Origin of the sequence: Nostoc sp. 2RC, assembly GCF_014222165.1 — a bacterium.
Lineage (GTDB): Bacteria > Cyanobacteriota > Cyanobacteriia > Cyanobacteriales > Nostocaceae > Nostoc > Nostoc linckia.
Genome location: NZ_JACKZU010000148.1, coordinates 1 through 18,761, shown reverse-complemented (window position 1 = coordinate 18,761; position 18,761 = coordinate 1). Strand labels below are relative to the sequence as shown.

The following is an 18,761-nucleotide window of genomic DNA, read 5'->3' as shown; positions in this document are numbered from 1 at the left end:
AAACCCCCAAGACCGCGCTGGCTCACCTTTTCCCCAAACCAAATTCCAGTTTAAAATCCAAAACCTGAGCAGTATTGAGATCCCTCCTTTTCCCTTTAACCTTTCCCCTTTTCCCAAGGCGTTGCCATCTCCCCATACCTAATGCCCATTAAAAGAAATCAGCCACCCAAGGAGAACTGGCTGCAAATATTTGCGTAGCTGCTGAAATGGCTGTTTCTGTGCCATGCAGTTTTCCGGCTATTTGCAGATGGTAGGGAGAAAATAAACTTGTGTATAGTGGTGCTAGTTCTCGGACATCTAGCTGCAATTCTCCTTTGCCACCTTTTGTAACTTCACCGCGTCCGTTGGCAACAGAAAGGATGAATTTACCATTGTTTGCATCTAGCAAATTATCTCGAATCTCTAGGTGCAGTTCTGTTTTGATTCCTGATGGATAACCGCGCATGGATAATGCTTTGACTACATCTACTATTCGTAGCATCCACCGAAACTGAGTGGAAATCTTGGCAGTTTGCTCTGGTAATGCCAATGTTAAGGTATCAATTGCAGAACTCTTCCAACGCACCTGCTGAATTTGGGAACGATGGCTGGCTAGAAGAGACCAAAAAGTTTGTGTGGCGGCAGCTGTTTTGAGTACCCAATCTTTGACAACAATGATTTCACCATTCTGTGTTCGTTCTTGAGTGAAGATAATATAACCTTGGGGTTGGTCTTTTGTACCAATTAAATAGGCATAGGTCATTTCCTTTTCATCGGGTTCAATTAATCGCTGCCAAATTGCAGGATGTCGGTCTAAATATCCATGCGTGAGTTTTGCTTGCTGCTGATATAGTTTGTTAAAGACTTCCAGATTTATGGGAAATACTGGTTGCAAAGGTAAGGGTTGCTCTCGTAGTCCAATGGCGTTGGTTGCAACTTCCCAAATGTACCAACTACCCCCTTGCTCATACCCGACTTTTCGATATAAGCTTTGCACGGCTGGATAAAGAGCAGAAAGCGGTATGCCTCTGTCATAAAGTTCTTTAAGGGTGTGCTGCATGAGAGCGATCGCTCCTCCGGAACCACGGTATTCTGGAGCAATAGCCACTACGGCAATTCCCGTCATTGGTAAACACTCACCACCCCACCACTGACCCATGTCCAGAGTTGCTAACCCACCAATTAATTGCTGTGACTCACGAATAATGCGAAAGTTTTCTAAGCCAATTTGGTTTATGTAAGTTTCCTCACCACCAATTGCGTTGACGAAACACTGCTTAAAGATAAACGCAAGCTGCTGAATATCCTGGGCATGAGCTAGAGTGCTGTATTCAAATTGGAGTGTCATCTCTTATACGTTTAATAATACAAATCGAAAATTATACTACAACTAAAGTTGCTTGAATTCTTCCTCATTAGAGCAATTTTCAGGTAAATAAACCACGTTGTAGGGCGAACAACCGTTCGCCCCTAGCAGGGATTGTGGTTCAAATAGATGAAAAACGCTGTAAATTACAACTTACGGAAAAACTCTGTGAAACTATTATTTCTCCGTGACCTCTGACTTGAAAAGTTATGAGCGTTCTAAAACATTTACTTGTAAGTCTCTAAACTGAATACTGGGTTAAAATGCAATGTTTCAGCCCACCTTAGCAATCATCTGTCCAATTTCTTGAGGTGTTGCGCCTGTTGCTAGTATTGCTCGGATCAACATTTCTATGGAAACTGATGCATCAGCATTTTCAGCGTTAGCTATACGGGGTTGACTGGTATGAAGTTTTTCTGCTAATTCTGTTTGAGTCATTAACTTCTGTCGTCGTTCTTTGAGGTTACGACTGAGAGCTAATTTAATCTCTATTAGAGTGGCTTCTTCTGGCGTAAGTTCTAAAAATTCTGCAACATTGCCAACTTTCCAGCCCTTTTCCTCTAACTTTTTTCTTTTGGCTTCATCCATAATGCTAATCTTGTAAGTCCTTCTCGTATTGGCTAAGTCTTTTTTTGCAATTGTTGATGATGCTGGTTGGTGTTGCTTTGGTAGTTTTATTAAACACTTCAACAATTACAATCACATCATCATCAATTCGATAAATAATCCGCCAGTTTTTGTCTGCATCCCGAATTCGTAGTTCATGGCATTGTGCCCCAATACTTGGCATCGGTCGGGAATGTGGCAATCCGAGGTTTTCACCTTGCTGTAAGCGTCTGAGCAACACGCCTGACTCTATACGTGCTTCTTGGCTGAAGGGAGGAGTTTTAATCTCACCATGCAACCAAATTAAAGGTTTATCGTTGCGATCCATGTGGTTTTTATATCATATATGATATAAAAAATAAATTTTTATAGCTCAAGTTTGAGCATCAGAAGGTCAAACTTGGATTTCAAACCCTAGCTAATATCAAAATCTAGATTATAATTCCTGATACTTATTTGAACCCCGACAAAATTCTAATGAATGTTCTCATTAATTTATTGCTGTTTTTGCTGCCAATTCTAAGTAGTCTGTGGATTGCTCAAAGTTTCGATCCTTTAGCTTCTTATCAGCCTCTCCAAGTTATAGACGGTGCAGCTTTATATAAAAAACAATTAACAAACGGTAACGAAGCTTTTTTACAAGTTATTGACCTCCGGAAAATGCATATCGACCAAATCATTGGAGAGGTGGATAATATGGGTGAAAAGCAAGGTAAATATTATCAAGGAGAGGGTGGACATTACAGCCCTTTTTTCAAAAACAAATTATTCTCGAAAGTTGCAGAAGAATATCAACAGCTTTATGCTAACAACGTTTTTTCTATTATTAATTGTTCTTTTTTTGAACAATATCAACCCAGTACACAATTATCTTTTCCCATTAAACTTAATGGTGTAGTCATCAGTGGCGGGAATAATCCTTACGGGCCGGTCAAAGAACCAAAAGATAAATATTATCGTAATATTCGCCTCAAGGCTTTAGTGTGGGATGATAATCAAGCATATATTACAAATTACGATCCAACGAGCGGTGCGCCACTCAATGAAAAAGCAGTAAAAAATGCAATTGTCACCTACCAATACAGCGACCATCCGGCAAAAGTCTTAGCCCAAAATCAAGTAAATAAATACCAAGTCATGGGTACTCTTAACAAAGATGGTGTGAAAGGTGACGAACTGTTGTTGATTGTGACAGCGAACCAAACAACTTTAGACGAGGCGGCGGATTTATTGCGTAAATTAGGAGTCAAAGGGGATATCATTACCGTTGATGGTGGCAGATCCACTTATTTGTTTAATCCCCAAAGTGGAAATATTATTGTTCCACAAATGTCTAATTTGCAAGCAAATCCTACTTTTCGAGATTTACCTCATTATCTGGGATTCCGTAAGAAAAGTAAAAATCAGATTGCGCCAAAAATTTTCTTGAGTCAGCCAGCCGGTAAAGTCGTTGCGAACAAAGATCAACCTTATTTAATATTGTGGCGAGACAATTTTGATGGCGATGTCTCGATTAGGTTGTACTATGAGAAGAAACTTATTCAAAACATTTCTCCCCATACTGCTAGCGATGGAATTCATCAATGGATACCACGTATTCCAGTAAAAGAAGGATATTTTATTCGGGTTTCTAGCTTGCAAGACCGGAATATTTTCGCTGAATTGGAATTTTAGCTCAATGGGAAAATGAAATGAATGACTGGCTAATCGCAAACCTCTTAATTAGATTGGCGGTGTGGCAGTGGTCGGAATTGTCATAGTTTCTCACAGTAAACAACTAGCTTTGGGTGTGCGGGAACTCGCCGCACAAATGGTTCGGGGTGAAGTTCCCATGGCCATTGCAGCAGGGATTGAAGATCCCCAAAATCCTTTGGGTACAGATGCCATCCAGGTGAGTGAAGCGATCGCTGCTGTTTTCTCTGATGATGGTGTGTTGGTGTTAATGGATTTGGGTAGTGCTTTACTCAGCGCAGAAATGGCGCTGGAGTTTCTGTCGGAGGAACAACGGCAAAAAGTGTATTTGTGTGAAGCGCCTCTGGTGGAAGGTGCGATGGCTGCTGTGGTAGCTGCTGCGGCTGGTGGAAACATTCAGCAAGTGATGGCGGAGGCACGGGGCGCATTAGTAGCAAAAGCAACTCAATTGGCTGGAGTTAGTAGCCCTGCGTCGGTTGGGGATAGCGACATCCCAGCCAGCAATGCAGAATCTCCAAGGGCAGAAATTCGGCTAACTGTCAGCAATCGCTTGGGTTTACACGCCCGTCCGGCAGCCCAGTTTGTGGCAACGGCAGCCCGGTTTCAATCTCAAATTCTGGTGCAAAATTTAACTAGAAATACTGCCTTAGTCCGGGGCGATAGCATTAACCAAGTCACAACTTTAGGGGTGCGTCAAGGACACGAATTGCTAATTACTGCCACAGGTGCTGATGCAGATGCAGCACTGGCAGCATTGCAAGTATTGTTTGCAACTAACTTTGGCGAAGATAATGCAACTTTGAATTATTCAGCAGTGTTGCAACGCGAAGTTACCCCAAGCACTGATGGCGAACTCGTGGGAATTCCGGCTTCTGCGGGAGTGGCGATCGCACCTGTTGTTCATTATCAACCCGCCCCCATTACAGTTACGGAATATCACGTAGAAGATACTGAATCTGAGTGGCAACGTTTACAAGCTGCAATTCACATCGCCCGCCAAGAAATTCAAGCGGTGTTCTCCCAAGCATCTTTTCAAATTGGCGATGCAGAAGCCGCCATTTTTGATGCCCATTTACTATTTTTAGAAGATCCAGTTCTTTTAGAAGCGGCTCATGGGCGCATTTTAGAACACCATATCAATGCCGAAGCTGCTTGGCAAGCCGTAGTCGATGAAGTGGCTTCTTCCTACCGCACACTTGAGGACTCTTATTTGCAAGAACGAGTGGACGATGTTGTGGATGTGGGGCAAAGGGTGATGCGCTTACTCACTGGCAATGCCCCAGCCAACTTGCATCTAGAGTCACCAGCGATTTTGGTAGCCAGCGATTTAACGCCTTCAGATACCGCCGGACTCGACCCGACAAAGGTGTTGGGGATTTGTACAACTTCAGGGAGTGCCACTTCCCACAGTGCAATTATCGCCCGGACATTGGGTATTCCCGCAGTTTTGGGACTAGATGCCCAGGTGTTGCACTTGGCAGATGGTACTCTCATGGCATTGGATGGTGAAAGCGGCAAAGCTTGGGTAGAACCAGAGTTAGATATTCTAGAACAGCTTCAGACAAAGCGAGAAGCTTGGCAAGCTGCCCAACAGCAAGCACAAGCCACGGCACACCAGCCAGCAATTACTTCTGATGGTCGGCAAGTGAGCGTTTTTGCCAATATCGGTAGTATTAATGATGTGCAAGTTGCTGTAGCTAATGGTGCCGGAGGGGTGGGACTACTCCGCACCGAGTTTCTTTATTTGGACAGAACCAGCGCCCCCACAGAAGAAGAACAACTAGCAGTGTATCAGGCGATCGCTGAAGTTTTAGAACATCGTCCGTTGTTGATTCGGACTTTGGATATCGGCGGCGATAAGCCACTTCCTTATTTGAGGGTAGGTTTTCTCGAAGCCAACCCATTTTTAGGTTGGCGGGGAATTCGTTTTTGCTTGGGGAATCCAGAAGTTTTTAAAACTCAATTGCGGGCAATTTTGCGAGCTAGTGTCGGACACCAAATTAAAATTATGTTGCCCATGATTGCCACTGTCACTGAGGTGCGGGCAGCTAAGGCAATTCTGGGTGAAGCGCAAGCTGAACTCAAGCAAGCTGGTATTCCCTTTGATGCAGGGATAAAAATAGGAATTATGGTGGAGGTGCCCTCAGCAGTGGCCATGGCCGAACGATTAGCCACTGAAGTAGACTTCTTTAGTATCGGCACTAATGACCTTAGCCAGTATGTCATGGCAGGCGATCGCACCAACCCACGGGTGGCAAATTTAGTTGATGCCTTACATCCAGCAGTGTTAAGGATGGTAAAACAAACCGTTGAGGCTGGCCATAGGGCAGGAATTTCCGTGGGTTTATGTGGCGAATTGGCAGCCGATCCTTTAGCAACAGCGATTTTATTAGGTTTGGGGTTAGATGAATTAAGTGTGAATCCTCAAAGCATACCTGCAATTAAGCAGAGAATTCATCAGTTAAGTTTAGCCGAGAGTCAGGCGATCGCAACATCAGCATTGCAACAAGATTCCGCACAACAGGTTAGAGAGTTATTCACCCACCCACACCCATGACTATTATAGAGACGGCGATTTATCGCGTCTCTTACCTTCACCGAATGCAATGCAACGTCTCTACCTGGTGGCGCTTTGAAAAATCTGTTCAGCAGTTAAATTCAATTCCGGGAAAGTTGGTGATTCAATGACATCGCCCTGAAGAAACTGTCGGACTTGGTATTCCCCCTCAACCAACAAGTAAACTGAGATAGTTGGTTGTTTGGGATTGCCGATAAATCGTCTACCACCTAAAGCTGCATAATCTACAATCCAGTATTCCGCGATACCTACTGCTTCATAGTCAGCAGCTTTTTTTAAATAATCATCTCTCCAATTGCTACTTACTACTTCAATTACTAAAGGAATTGATTCTGAATCTGATACAGTTGATTCTTTTTTCCACAGAGGCTCATTTACTAAATTAGGACGATTTAATATCAGCACATCTGGTGAATAAGCTGAATCAGCTTCCAATGGTTTAATAAAAGCTGTTTTGGGAATCAAGTAAGGCAGTTTTAGTCTCTTAATTTCGGCAGATATTTCTAGCGCCAAAAAACCGACAATTTCTTCATGGTCACCTTTTGGTGGTACCATCTCAACAATTACTCCATCATGCAGTTCATAGCGTCGCTGCGGGCTTTCTGGATACCAACTGATAAATTCATCGAATGTTACTAATTTACGTAAGACTTGAGTCACGTCCCTTCGCTCCGAATTCAAAATCAAAATTAACGATCCCCTTAAATAAATAATGGCGGTTGTACGTGGAGGTAAGGCGGGTGGCAATACTGGTCGGTTAAGGATTTTAAACTGGAATTTGGTTTGGGGAAAAGGTGAGCCAGCGCGGTCTTGGGGGTTTCCCCCATGAGCGACTGGCGAACCCCGAAGGGGTTAAAGGGAAAGGGTTAAAGGTTTTTTCTTTCCCTTTTCCCCTTTCCCTTTCCCCCAAAACCCGACAAGTATTGAGGCGGGTGGGGGGTTTCAGAATTTATAACCCACATTCCGTTAACAAAACCCCTCTCAAGGGATCCTGGAAGGGGTAATAAGGGGAATAGGGAGTAGTATACCCTTGTTTTTTTGACTGCTAGTTTAAATTCCCAGCCTTTTTAACAACACTCTTTAACTCTTCAAAGGTGATACTGCCATCTTTGTCTCCGTACATACTCAGCAACTCCTGGGGACTACTGACACCTGTTTCTGCTGAGATGACTGCACTTAAGCCTGGGCTTAAAAAAAGCTCATTTATCGAAACTTTACCATCTCCATCGCTATCCAAGGTATTAAAAAGAGATTGAAGCTCTTGCTCGGTTGCCATAATTTTTCTATTTGTAATTAATTGTTCTTCGATCGTACAGGACTAGGGCGATCGGCAAAATCATCCCTAGTATAAAAAAACTGCAACATCCTTCTATCGTTCGATGGGCATTTTTTTTAACGTAGACGCGCAGCGGCTTGCCCCAGGCTACCGCAGAGGCGCAGAGTATACACAGAGAGAAGAAACAGAAGTAAAAAATTGCTTAACTGAACTGTATTGTGCTATATTTGCCAAATTTTGATGGTTTGGTCTGTACTACCGCTAGCGAGTAACTTACCATCAGGACTCAGGGCGAGAGAATTCACCGTCTCTAAATGACCAGTCAGGGTTTGCAGTAGTTCGCCTGTGGAAACTCGCCAAATTTTGATGGTTTTATCTGCACTAGCGCTAATTAAAGTTTGTCCATCTGGAGTAACGGCTAGGGATTTTACTGCTTGCGAGTGTCCGGTTAATGTGTGCAGCAGTTTACCAGTGGCGAAATGCCAGACTTTGATGGTTGTGTCTGCACTACCACTGAAGAGGAGTTGTGCATCGGGACTCATGGCAATTGCATTGACTCCGCCATCATGACCGTTTAGCGTGCTTAACGGGTCGCCTGTGCGTGGATTCCACAACCTGATTTTGTTATCAGAACTACCACTGGCAAGTATTGTACCATCAAGGCTGATTGCCACGGCATGAACAGCCGATGAATGCCAAAGGGTACAAATGCGATCGCCTTTATCTAAATTCCAAATCTTTATTTTATTACTGCCACTGGCAAGAATTGTACCATCTGGGCTAATTGCCACAACATTTACTGGTTTTTGATGCCCTAAAAGTGTGTGCAATACTTTGCCTGTTTTTAAATGCAAGACTTTGACATTACTTTTGGGGTGTTCGCAGCTACCAATAGCAAGGAAATTACCATCGGGGCTAATTGCTAGAGATGAAACTTCACCCAAATTATCTGTCAAAGTGCGGATGAGTTTGCCGGTTCGCAAATTCCACAGATTGATGGTTTTGTCTGCACAACCACTAACTAAAATTTCGCCATCAGAACTAATGGCCACACAGGTAACTTTGCCAGCATGTCCAATGAGGGTATATCGAAGATTGGCATTTTCTAAGGTGCGCTTGTGTTTGAGAATGGCGATCGCTTCTAGGAGTTTTTCTACAGCTAGAATATTTTGGCGATCGCTCACAGCTGTAAAATATTCTTTTAAGTTTTGGAAATATTCTTCATCTTCAATTTTCACGGCTGATTGCATGGCCTCCAAGGGGTTAGCAAATTCCTGTGATGAAGCTTGACGTAATTCCAACCATGTGCTAATTGAATAATCAATTTGTTCTTGTGCCCAAGAGCGATCGGGTAAATGAGATAAACTTTGAGCTAACTGCAAAGCCAACTCTGGAACCCAACAACGTCGTTCATCTTCTAGAGCTTGGTAGACTTGTTTATAACCTGTGGCTATTGCTTCCACAGATTGGAAATCAAAAGCATCTTTGAGCAAACTTGGCAGCAACTTTGGCAGCAAAGGCGGTATATCATGATGAACTAAATGATAAATATCCGCTACCCAAGCCGCAACCAGAAAATGACAACTAATCAACACCTGACAAAGCTGTTCAAAATCTTGATGATTAACTTGATATTGCAAGGATAACTTGCTCACATCAATACCTTGAGCCTGCCATTTTTCTGATTTTTCTAAAATTGCCAAATTAAATACATTATCTCTGCCCAAAAGATTGATTTCTTCTAAGTTTTCTCCCAACGCCAATAATTCATCTCGAATTTTCTTCCACTCCCAAGCGCGTCTTTTAGCGGATTCCTGAAGAATTTCTTTATAAGATAACCGTGCAATTGTTTTGTAGTAATACTTACCTTGTTTTAATCCCCAATAAGCAATCCGAAAGTTGAGGTAATCTCCATCATTTTCTGACTCTAAAATTAAAATTGGTTCTGTTTTTAAGATGCCATACAGAGCCTTGATACTGGATTCACTATGAAAACGTTTACTATCCCAAGCTCCAGCCAAAAATTCTGTTGGTCTCATAGGATTGTGTAGAGAATAATGTTGATTGAACAACTTTCTTAAACCTTCAGCCAACATTAGTTCTATTTCCGAAACGCCATCACTCCTATGTTCAAATTGGTCAAACTTGATTTGCGGAGGAGCAAGAAAAATTTTGAGGGGAGTCCGTCCTTGATTTGTATGAGATTCTAAAATTTGTGACGGGTATAATCTTAAAGGCCAACTCTCAAAAATTTTGTATACTTCTGGTAACTTAAGAGCAGTCTCTCTTTCTTGATTTGCTACTTTTAATTGTGTTTCACGCTGATAAACAGCTAATTGTTGTTGCAGAAGTTTTGTTTGTTCAAAACTTCCATCATAGCTATCATTTTCTGCCATCATATTCTTGCCAAATCTGACAGCTTCATTAATAACTGTAGGCAAGAGATAATTAGTTGTAGTCAGACTTTCTTCCCTTCTCTTTTGTATCAGGTCTACAATTACAGGTGCAAACTCTAATACCAATTGAATTAGTAATCTTAGCCCTGGCTCCATAGGAAGAGTCCTGTTAAATAAATAACACTAACAGTGTGCTGAAAATCTGAATAATAGCCGAATGTTGAACATTGTATAGACAATTGCTCTACTCTTTGTCTATGGCATGTCATCTATCCAAAAAGATAGCATGTATTGTCCAAATTTTCTGCAAACAGTTATCAGGCCTATGATGTGGGGTTGAGAGGCAGCATCTAGTAATTTCTTTAATCCACAGATTATGGATTTTAGATTTTGTATTTCCCTGAAGATATACCTGGAGGAGGAGTCATTGATTAAAAAAATCTATCCCTAATTTGTCGTTACCTATTCCTAAAGAAAGACCAATAAATTAAGTATTGAATTTTGTCGAATCTTGTGGGACGGGCGTTTCGCCCAACCATAACTCTATTTACACAAGATATGCACTCCACAAGAATAATTTCGATGTTTTTTAATTTAGAAATACCTCAAGCCAACTGTTAAAATCTGATTCCCAGTTGTCCATTAAAGCCACGAACAGAATTGTAGCCAGCACCCACAAAAACATTATCACTAGCGCCTACCTGAACGCCACCTGAAACCGCAACACCTTTATCTTCTGAATACAGTCCAACTCCTACATAAGGTGAAACTACAGGCAAACTAATAAATTTCAAAACATCTACTCCTGTAGCGCCATCAGGGCCAGTTCCTACTTCAACTCCAAAATTCAAAGCCCTAGCTCCCACAGCATAAGTTATATCGCCATCTTTGCCACCTACTGAAACCCAAGGTTGTGGTATCACTTGAGCCGATGCTTGGTTGGGGGTAAATAAACCTAAGAACCCTATGGATGTAATTAATGTTTTAGTAATAAAGCTTATTTTCACGGTATTTTCCTACACTAACTGCGGCATTTTCATTGTTTTCTCAGAACTAGCAAATTTCAGCATTGCTGTTAACTAAGATTTGTCCATGATGGCTAATGCTGACGGAATGAAGCTCATTTAAGTGCCCGTATTTATGACACCAGATGTAGAGACGTTGCAATGCAACGTCTCTATCTATATTTTTCCAAAATCTAAAATCCTTTCTACTCCCAAGTGGATACATTTCGCAACACATCTGGAATTTCTCCTTGAGACAAAGGAAACTCCAGAATAGTCTCTCTATAACCTAAATACCCAGATTCAGCGAAGGATAATAGCATTCGCGAAAGCGCCAGCCAAACCTCTGGTTCGTATTCCCAATCACGATAACGCGAAGCTTGACCAGCAATTGAGCGTAGTGCCCAGAAATATGAATTTCTGACCACCGAACCGCCTTTTTTGAACTCTGGTAAATCCTCATGGTGAATAAAAAGTAATTGATTGTCGATTCTTGCTCTCATTGAAATTTTGGATTTTAGATTGTGGAAATTGGAGCCAATCGCATTTTCTGAAAATCTAGATACATATGATTATTTAATAGGGGCACACAGCTAGCTGTGTGCCCCTATTAAAGTATTTGTATCAACCTAAAACTGAAACAATATGAGGACAAAGGTTGAATAAAGCTTTTGCAAAAATAATTTTGCAAGAAAGGGAAAAGGATTTTTCTAATCCCTTACCCTTTTCCCCACTTCTCAATTCAACTTAATGCCTGAGCCACAGCTGCTGAAAGTGATTCATTAGCTGCTTGCTTCAACAATTCTGCTTTATCTGTCTGTTCCCAAGGCAAGTCTAAATCAGCCCGACCAAAGTGACCGTAAGCCGCGACGTCCTGATAAAAACGTCCGCCTCGTTCACTTGGCAAGTTGCGTAAGTTGAAGGTATGGATAATTCCTGCTGGACGCAGTTCAAAGTGCTGCTTGATTAATTCCAGCAAGATTTCTTCATCGACTTTGCCAGTGCCAAAGGTATCCACTAAGATGCTAGTTGGCCGCGCTACGCCGATAGCATAGGAAAGTTGGATTTCAACTTTGTCTGCTAAGCCAGCAGCGACAATATTCTTTGCCACATAACGAGCTGCATAAGCCGCAGAACGGTCTACTTTAGTGGGGTCTTTGCCAGAAAAAGCACCGCCGCCATGCCGTGAATAGCCACCATAGGTGTCAACGATTATTTTGCGTCCTGTTAGACCAGAGTCTCCTTGGGGGCCACCAACCACAAATTTACCTGTGGGATTGACTAAAAAGCGTGTTACCTCGTTAGGCTTAACGTCGATGTCGCTAAAAACAGGTTCAACTACAGCTGACCATAGATCTTGTTTGATTTTGGCTTGTACTGCTGCCTCATCTGTGATTTCACCGATACTGGCTGTATGCTGGGTGGAAATCAAGATAGTATCAATGCCTACGGGACGTCCATCTTCGTAAACTACAGTTACTTGAGTTTTACCGTCAGGACGCAGGTATGGCAATTCACCTGTTTTGCGAACTGCTGCTAATCGGCGAGCAATGCGGTGAGCTAGACTGATGGGCAAGGGCATCAATTCTGGTGTTTCGTTGCTAGCAAAACCGAACATGATACCTTGGTCGCCAGCGCCAATTTTGTCGAATTGTTCGTCACTATCTTGCTGGCGGGTTTCTTGGGCCGTGTTGACGCCTTGGGCAATATCAGGTGATTGTTCGTCTAAAGCGAGCAAAACGCTGGTGCTGTTGGCAGAAAAGCCGTTATCAGCATTGGTGTAGCCGATTTCGGCAATTTTCTTGCGGGCGAGATTGACGAAATTTACATTGGCTTTGGTGGTGATTTCACCTGTAATTAGCACTAAGCCAGTATTAACGACTACTTCAGCGGCTACACGACTGCTTGGGTCTTGTGTCAGTAGAGCATCAAGGATGGTATCAGAAATCTGATCGCAGATTTTATCTGGATGACCTTCAGTGACTGACTCGGAGGTAAATAAATATCGACGAGACAAAGGTTGTTCCTCCTTGTTAGAGTATTTTCGCTAACTAAATGCGTTATTTAGTCCAGCTACCTAATTTATGAAATCATAACAACATTTATACTGGAGTCGTTAGTGTCTTTTGAAGATCGATTAAAACTACTAACTACAAGTAAGGAAGATACAATTTACGCTAATTATTTTCTCGGTAAAATGTTTTGAAGAAGACAAAAAAAAGCGGGGCATTCCGAAAAGTGCCCCTGCAAGCTTTGACACAAACACTGCTGCTTTAAACCTGAACCGCTAACTTTGCTTCCGTAGCTGTCAACCGCTCATAGGCAGCACGCATTTTCAAACCTGTAAGCACTTGGAAGAAACCAGTACCATTATTGGAACCAGGATACTCGCGGTGCTGGAGTAATAAGTGAGTCAATTCACCCTGATATTTAGTGGATGTATTGCTGAGATGGGTTTCGATGTAAATTACTTCTTCCAAGTTGTCAAATTGACCATCCACTTCTAATACTGAGACGTAGCGACCATAGTAGACATCTGAACCGTAGTACAGTTGCATACCAGGGTAAGAACAGGTGAGTTTGCGTCCACAGGGAGTCCAATTAATTGTTGACCCTTCATCAAATAGGTAGGTTGGATCGAAGCCTTCCTTACCTTCCCGCTGGAGCATACGTACCCGTAAGACTCGACGCTCAGTGTCGTTTTTGATTAAGTTTGTGGGTAATACCTGAAGAACTACGTCGGCAAATTCTCTTTGTGGTTCAATAAACTTTTCAAAGTCAGGTTTGCGGGAATTGATTTGTGCTAAGACATCTTCGTAACGATGACCGCGTTCAGCCATATCTCGCTGGATTTTCCAGGCAATTTTGACTTCATCACTGATGTCGAAATAAACGCTAAAGTCGATTAGCGATCGCACTCTTTCATCATATAAAGGATGCAGCCCTTCAATTACCACAATGTGATTCGGCTCTACCCGCTCTGGCGGATCGATCAAGCCGGTTTCGTGGTTGTAAATCGGCTTATCAATCGCTTGACCATTTTTGAGCGCTTTGATTTGCTCGTACATCAGGTCAAAATTGTTGGCCCTGGGGTCTAGTGCTGTTATCCCGGTTTCTTTGCGCTGTTTGCGATCCAAGGAGTGATAGTCATCCAAACAGATGACTGTCATTAAATCTTCACCAAACAAATCTATCAAACGACGCAAAAACGTAGATTTACCGCAACCAGAGTCTCCGGCTACTCCAATCAGTACCACGCGTTCCGGCTTACTTGTCATAAATCTCCTCTTAATACTAAAGTTGTGTCAATAATTTTTCACACAGCAGATTCTGAAGCCAGGAGTTTACCCCTTTGGTTTATCCTGCGTTCTTGCTACCCAGCACTGCTATAAGACATCAACAAGTAAACAACAAATTTAAAACTCATAAGTTGCTACTCATTGGACTAGCCTGAATCTAAGTGCCGGTAAGTATTTAATCCTAGTGGTATATTTGATTTTAACAGAAGGGGGTATCCCATACAAGATTTGATGTTAACAAGAATTAGTTTGGTTTACTAATCATTTTGATGATTGAGCTGTTAATTTCCCGTGAGGGATCGACACTACCTGTAAGTATTCCACTGCTCTGTTGTTTGCTAGTTGTGACTTTATCTAATGGTGTTGTAATGGTATAATTGATATCTTTGGCAAGTTTTTTGGCCTTGGCAAGTATTATTACGCCCAAAGACTGCAACATGTTTGAGACCATAATCTATCTAACGAATGACTCCCTAAGTTGTATGAGTAAAATTATTGGGTGTAAATTTATGGATAAACTCAAATAGAAATCTCAGTGTTCTCAACATTCAAGATTCCATTGATAAAAATAGTAAGCAATTAGGCTTTGAATTCATTGACTGTTAACGGTTAACAGTTAATCGTCAACAGTCAATAGCCAACACCAAAAGATGTATTGCCTAAAATGGACGATAGCTGAAATTTTAGCCAGAGATGCAAAATCTATAAATTTTAACCACTAGGTGGAAATACTGCTACTACAAGCTTTTGATATTCAACATCTGCAAGAGACTCCATCAGTTGACCAAGCCCTTTGGGCAGGGAACAGCGAATAGTGAACAGGCAACAGTCGTAAAATCCTGCTCGAATATTAGGTTTGAGAGTAGCTAAATTTATTCATGAAAAAAGGTAAAAAGATTTTTTCGAGACACTCATGCTGTGAAAAATACGTCTTTATACAAATCAGCTTATTTGAATTATGAGGATTTCCCTGTTCCCTGTTCCCCGTTCCCTATTCCCTTTTAAAGTTAACCATCACATGCGGTTGTTTATTTTTTGCAGTTTTCTTGGCAGCGATTCGAGTCAGGTTGAGACCCACAAGTAAAATTACAAACTGTAGTAACAAGCTTTTGATGGAGGTTGACAGATTTTTCACATCAAGTAAAACTGATTATAGTTGCTTAAATCACAGTTCTCTCTGTTGTTATATTCCTAGCTTCAATTGTACTAGTCATGTAGTTAAACATGACCAAGTCATAAATATAGCTATGAATATTTGATGAGAGTAGTAGATTTCGCCAAGTAAGGTCAAGGATAAGATGCTTAATAAGTGCATCGATTTATACGCCTTGTCCTCTCTGATGCAACATTGTTATTTCTAGACAAAAGCTAGCAACAAAGTATCGGTGGTAGTTAACGAAGAAAAGATTAAATTGATTCATTATTAACATTCTCCAAAAGACTTATCCTTTACCTTAGAAGGTGAACAGGTGTGTTTTTTACTATGCCTGGATGTCTTCGGTGAGTGTACTTAGCAAGGCATCACTTAGTGATGTCGTTTTTCCAGAAGGTCAGTTTTGTGAAACGAAAATCCGGTAAACTAAAGCTGGCAAGGTAGGGGAATAGTTTTTTTTTGAAAAACGGTTAAGTAAATATCGGAGTGGTAGAACGAATGAACAATCAAGGTGCTGTTGAGGGTGCTGCCAACACACAATTAGGTAGCCGCGTCTTCCTCTATGAAGTGGTAGGTCTGCGTCAGAGCGAAGAAACCGATCAAACAAACTACCCAATTCGTAAAAGTGGCAGTGTGTTCATCAGAGTGCCTTACAACCGCATGAATCAAGAAATGCGACGTATCACTCGTCTAGGCGGCACTATTGTTAGCATCCAGCCTGTAGCTGCTTTAGGGCAAGTTAATGGTAAAGCCACACCTGTGACTATTAATACTGAAGTTAAAGCTGAAGCACAGCTAGAGAAGAAGGACAAGAAAGGCAACACCATGACTCAAGCGAAAGCCAAAAAAGACCACGGTGACGTTCCTGTTAACACTTACCGTCCCAATGCTCCGTTTATTGGCAAGGTAATATCTAATGAGCCGCTAGTCAAAGAAGGCGGAATTGGTATTGTTCAGCACATCAAATTTGACCTGTCTGGCAGTAACTTAAAGTACATAGAAGGTCAAAGTATCGGCATTATTCCACCAGGATTGGACAAGAACGGCAAGCCCGAAAAACTCAGATTGTATTCCATTGCCTCAACTCGTCATGGCGACGATGTGGATGATAAGACAGTATCACTGTGTGTCCGCCAGCTAGAGTATAAGCACCCAGAAACTGGCGAAACAGTCTACGGTGTTTGCTCGACACACTTGTGTTTCCTCAAACCAGGGGAAGAAGTGAAAATTACAGGGCCGGTGGGTAAGGAAATGTTATTACCCGATGACCCCGAAGCCAATGTAATTATGATGGCAACCGGAACAGGTATTGCGCCAATGCGGGCTTATCTGTGGCGTCAATTTAAAGACGCAGAAAGAGCAGCTAACCCAGAATACCAATTTAAAGGATTCTCTTGGTTAATATTTGGCGTGCCGACAACTCCAAACCTCTTGTATAAGGAAGAACTGGAAGAAATTCAACAAAAATATCCTGATAACTTCCGCCTGACTGCTGCCATCAGTCGCGAACAGAAAAATCCCCAAGGCGGTAGAATGTATATCCAAGACCGCGTAGCGGAACACGCAGATGAACTGTGGCAGTTGATTAAAAATGAAAAAACTCACACATACATTTGCGGTTTGCGGGGTATGGAAGATGGCATTGATGCAGCCTTAACTGCTGCTGCTGCTAAAGAAGGCGTCACCTGGAGTGATTACCAGAAGCAAATCAAAAAAGCTGGTCGTTGGCACGTAGAAACTTACTAATTTTGTCATTAGTCATTAGTCATTAGTCATTAGTTATTCAAAAAACAAAGGGCAAGTGACTAACGACTGACAACAAACGACAAAAGACTAAAGAAGAAGGATAATCAGTAGGTAGGGCAATCGCTCTACCTACAATTTTTATTGGTGAAATTGGGTGCAAAATTTGTGGGTGTCAAACTGGGAATACTGGGATTAGGAACCGTGGGAACGGGTACAGTGCAGTTGTTACAAGACAAAACTGGGCGTCACCCGTTGTTACAAGAGATAGAAATATACCGTGTGGGGGTACGATCGCTTGATAAACCCCGTGCAGTAGAATTATCTACCGATGTGGTGACTACAGATTTAGAAGCCATTGTCAACGACCCGACAGTGGATATAATAGTAGAAGTCATGGGCGGATTAGAACCAGCGCGATCGCTCATCCTCAAAGCTTTAAGTAATGGCAAGCACGTAGTCACTGCCAATAAAGCAGTCATCGCCCGCTTTGGTGCAGAAATTTTCACCACAGCCAATCAAGCAAGCGTATACGTGATGTTAGAAGCCGCAGTCGGTGGTGGAATTCCGGTAATTCAACCCCTGAAGCAATCTTTAAGCGTTAACCGCATTCAAGCTGTCACAGGTATTGTTAACGGCACAACTAACTACATCCTCACCCGGATGCAAACAGAAGGTAGCAACTTCAGTGATGTTTTAGCTGATGCCCAACACTTGGGTTATGCCGAAGCCGACCCCACAGCCGACGTTGATGGCTTAGATGCAGCTGATAAAATTGCCATCCTGGCATCATTAGGTTTTGGCGGACGTATCAACCTCAAAGATGTGTATACCGAAGGCATTCGGCAAGTCAGCAAAACAGATATAGCCTACGCCGAAAAATTGGGATTTGTGATTAAATTGTTAGCGATCGCTAAAAGAATTACTTCCTCAGAAGAGGATGGGGGGACGCAGGGATACGGGGACGCAGGAAAATTTTACCTATCTCCTCTTTCTGTGAGAGTTCATCCGACTTTAGTGCCGAAAGCACATCCTTTGGCTAGCATCAACGGGGTTTATAATGCCATCCTTGTGGAAGGAGAACCCATTGGGCAGGTAATGTTTTTTGGCCCCGGTGCTGGTGCTGGTGCAACCGCCAGTGCTGTAACCTCAGATATCTTGAATTTAGCTGCAAGTTTAAAATCGCAAAAAGTTAGTACTGAGAATCAATCCAAAATCGGTTCGCTAAATCCATTATTAGCTTGCGGACATCACGAATACAGCCAAATTGTGCCGATGACAGAATTGATAACTCGGTTTTATGCCCGTTTCCTTACGAATGACCAACCGGGAGTTATCGGTAAATTGGGTACTTGCTTTGGTAACTATGGCGTCAGCTTAGAGTCAATTGTGCAAACAGGTTTTCAAGGGGAACTAGCAGAGATTGTAGTTGTCACCCATGATGTGCGGGAAGGTAACTTCCGGCAAGCCTTGGCAGAAATTGAGAGTCTGGAATCTGTAGAAAGCATTCCCAGCTTACTGCGGGTACTTTGAGATGAATAAATATTCCATCATTGTGTAGACGGACACGGGGACAAGGGAGAAATTTTGATAATAATACCGATTCAAAAAATGTTTGCGACAGATACCCCACCCGCCTGACGGCACCCTCCCCAAAGCATCGGGGAGG

The 18,761-nt window shown here is 42.3% G+C and carries 15 protein-coding genes; 4 read left to right on the top strand and 11 right to left on the bottom strand.

Going from position 1 to position 18,761, the window contains the following annotated elements; genetic code table 11:
* Positions 1-148: 148 nt before the first annotated feature.
* The 3 genes from eis to GNE10_RS17700 form a co-directional block, all read right to left on the bottom strand.
* On the bottom strand, positions 149-1,327 hold the full coding sequence (eis, locus tag GNE10_RS17710) for an enhanced intracellular survival protein Eis (protein ID WP_185566303.1): 1,179 nt from the start codon (positions 1,325-1,327) through the stop codon (positions 149-151).
* Between the two features lie 291 nt (positions 1,328-1,618).
* Positions 1,619-1,933: a helix-turn-helix transcriptional regulator gene (locus GNE10_RS17705; RefSeq protein ID WP_185566302.1), complete on the bottom strand. Its 315-nt coding sequence runs from the start codon at positions 1,931-1,933 to the stop codon at positions 1,619-1,621.
* Between the two features lie 4 nt (positions 1,934-1,937).
* Positions 1,938-2,279: a type II toxin-antitoxin system RelE/ParE family toxin gene (locus tag GNE10_RS17700; protein ID WP_185566301.1), complete on the bottom strand. Its 342-nt coding sequence runs from the start codon at positions 2,277-2,279 to the stop codon at positions 1,938-1,940.
* 149 nt (positions 2,280-2,428) lie between these two features.
* On the opposite strand from GNE10_RS17700, the gene GNE10_RS17695 reads away from it, so the two are divergent.
* Complete coding sequence (locus GNE10_RS17695; protein WP_185566300.1) at positions 2,429-3,625, top strand: hypothetical protein; 1,197 nt, start codon at positions 2,429-2,431, stop codon at positions 3,623-3,625.
* Between the two features lie 67 nt (positions 3,626-3,692).
* Positions 3,693-6,200: a phosphoenolpyruvate--protein phosphotransferase gene (gene ptsP, locus GNE10_RS17690; protein WP_185566304.1), complete on the top strand. Its 2,508-nt coding sequence runs from the start codon at positions 3,693-3,695 to the stop codon at positions 6,198-6,200.
* A gap of 60 nt (positions 6,201-6,260) precedes the next feature.
* Here ptsP and GNE10_RS17685 read toward each other — a convergent pair whose 3' ends face one another.
* The 8 genes from GNE10_RS17685 to GNE10_RS17650 form a co-directional block, all read right to left on the bottom strand.
* Entirely contained in the window at positions 6,261-6,881 is a 621-nt protein-coding gene (locus GNE10_RS17685; RefSeq protein ID WP_185566299.1) for a Uma2 family endonuclease, read from the bottom strand.
* 385 nt (positions 6,882-7,266) lie between these two features.
* Positions 7,267-7,497, bottom strand: a complete 231-nt coding sequence (locus GNE10_RS17680; protein ID WP_185566298.1) for an EF-hand domain-containing protein — start codon at positions 7,495-7,497, stop codon at positions 7,267-7,269.
* Positions 7,498-7,718: 221 nt separating this feature from the next.
* Positions 7,719-10,049 carry a WD40 repeat domain-containing protein gene (locus tag GNE10_RS17675; protein ID WP_185566297.1) on the bottom strand — a complete coding sequence of 777 codons (2,331 nt, stop codon included), beginning with the start codon at positions 10,047-10,049 and terminating at the stop codon, positions 7,719-7,721.
* Positions 10,050-10,510: 461 nt separating this feature from the next.
* Positions 10,511-10,900 carry a hypothetical protein gene (locus GNE10_RS17670; RefSeq protein ID WP_185566296.1) on the bottom strand — a complete coding sequence of 130 codons (390 nt, stop codon included), beginning with the start codon at positions 10,898-10,900 and terminating at the stop codon, positions 10,511-10,513.
* Between the two features lie 203 nt (positions 10,901-11,103).
* Complete coding sequence (locus GNE10_RS17665; RefSeq protein ID WP_185566295.1) at positions 11,104-11,400, bottom strand: hypothetical protein; 297 nt, start codon at positions 11,398-11,400, stop codon at positions 11,104-11,106.
* Positions 11,401-11,639: 239 nt separating this feature from the next.
* Positions 11,640-12,914: a methionine adenosyltransferase gene (gene metK / locus GNE10_RS17660; RefSeq protein WP_185566294.1), complete on the bottom strand. Its 1,275-nt coding sequence runs from the start codon at positions 12,912-12,914 to the stop codon at positions 11,640-11,642.
* 256 nt (positions 12,915-13,170) lie between these two features.
* On the bottom strand, positions 13,171-14,175 hold the full coding sequence (locus tag GNE10_RS17655) for a phosphoribulokinase (protein ID WP_185566293.1): 1,005 nt from the start codon (positions 14,173-14,175) through the stop codon (positions 13,171-13,173).
* A gap of 265 nt (positions 14,176-14,440) precedes the next feature.
* A complete protein-coding gene (locus tag GNE10_RS17650; RefSeq protein WP_185566292.1) occupies positions 14,441-14,647 on the bottom strand; it encodes a hypothetical protein in 207 nt (68 codons plus the stop codon).
* A gap of 1,200 nt (positions 14,648-15,847) precedes the next feature.
* Between GNE10_RS17650 and petH the strand changes: the two genes are divergently transcribed.
* Both petH and GNE10_RS17640 read left to right on the top strand, forming a co-directional pair.
* Positions 15,848-17,095 (top strand): ferredoxin--NADP reductase, encoded by a 1,248-nt coding sequence (petH, locus tag GNE10_RS17645; RefSeq protein WP_099066198.1) that lies wholly within the window; start codon positions 15,848-15,850, stop codon positions 17,093-17,095.
* 165 nt (positions 17,096-17,260) lie between these two features.
* Positions 17,261-18,625, top strand: a complete 1,365-nt coding sequence (locus GNE10_RS17640; RefSeq protein WP_185566291.1) for a homoserine dehydrogenase — start codon at positions 17,261-17,263, stop codon at positions 18,623-18,625.
* Positions 18,626-18,761: the final 136 nt, after the last annotated feature.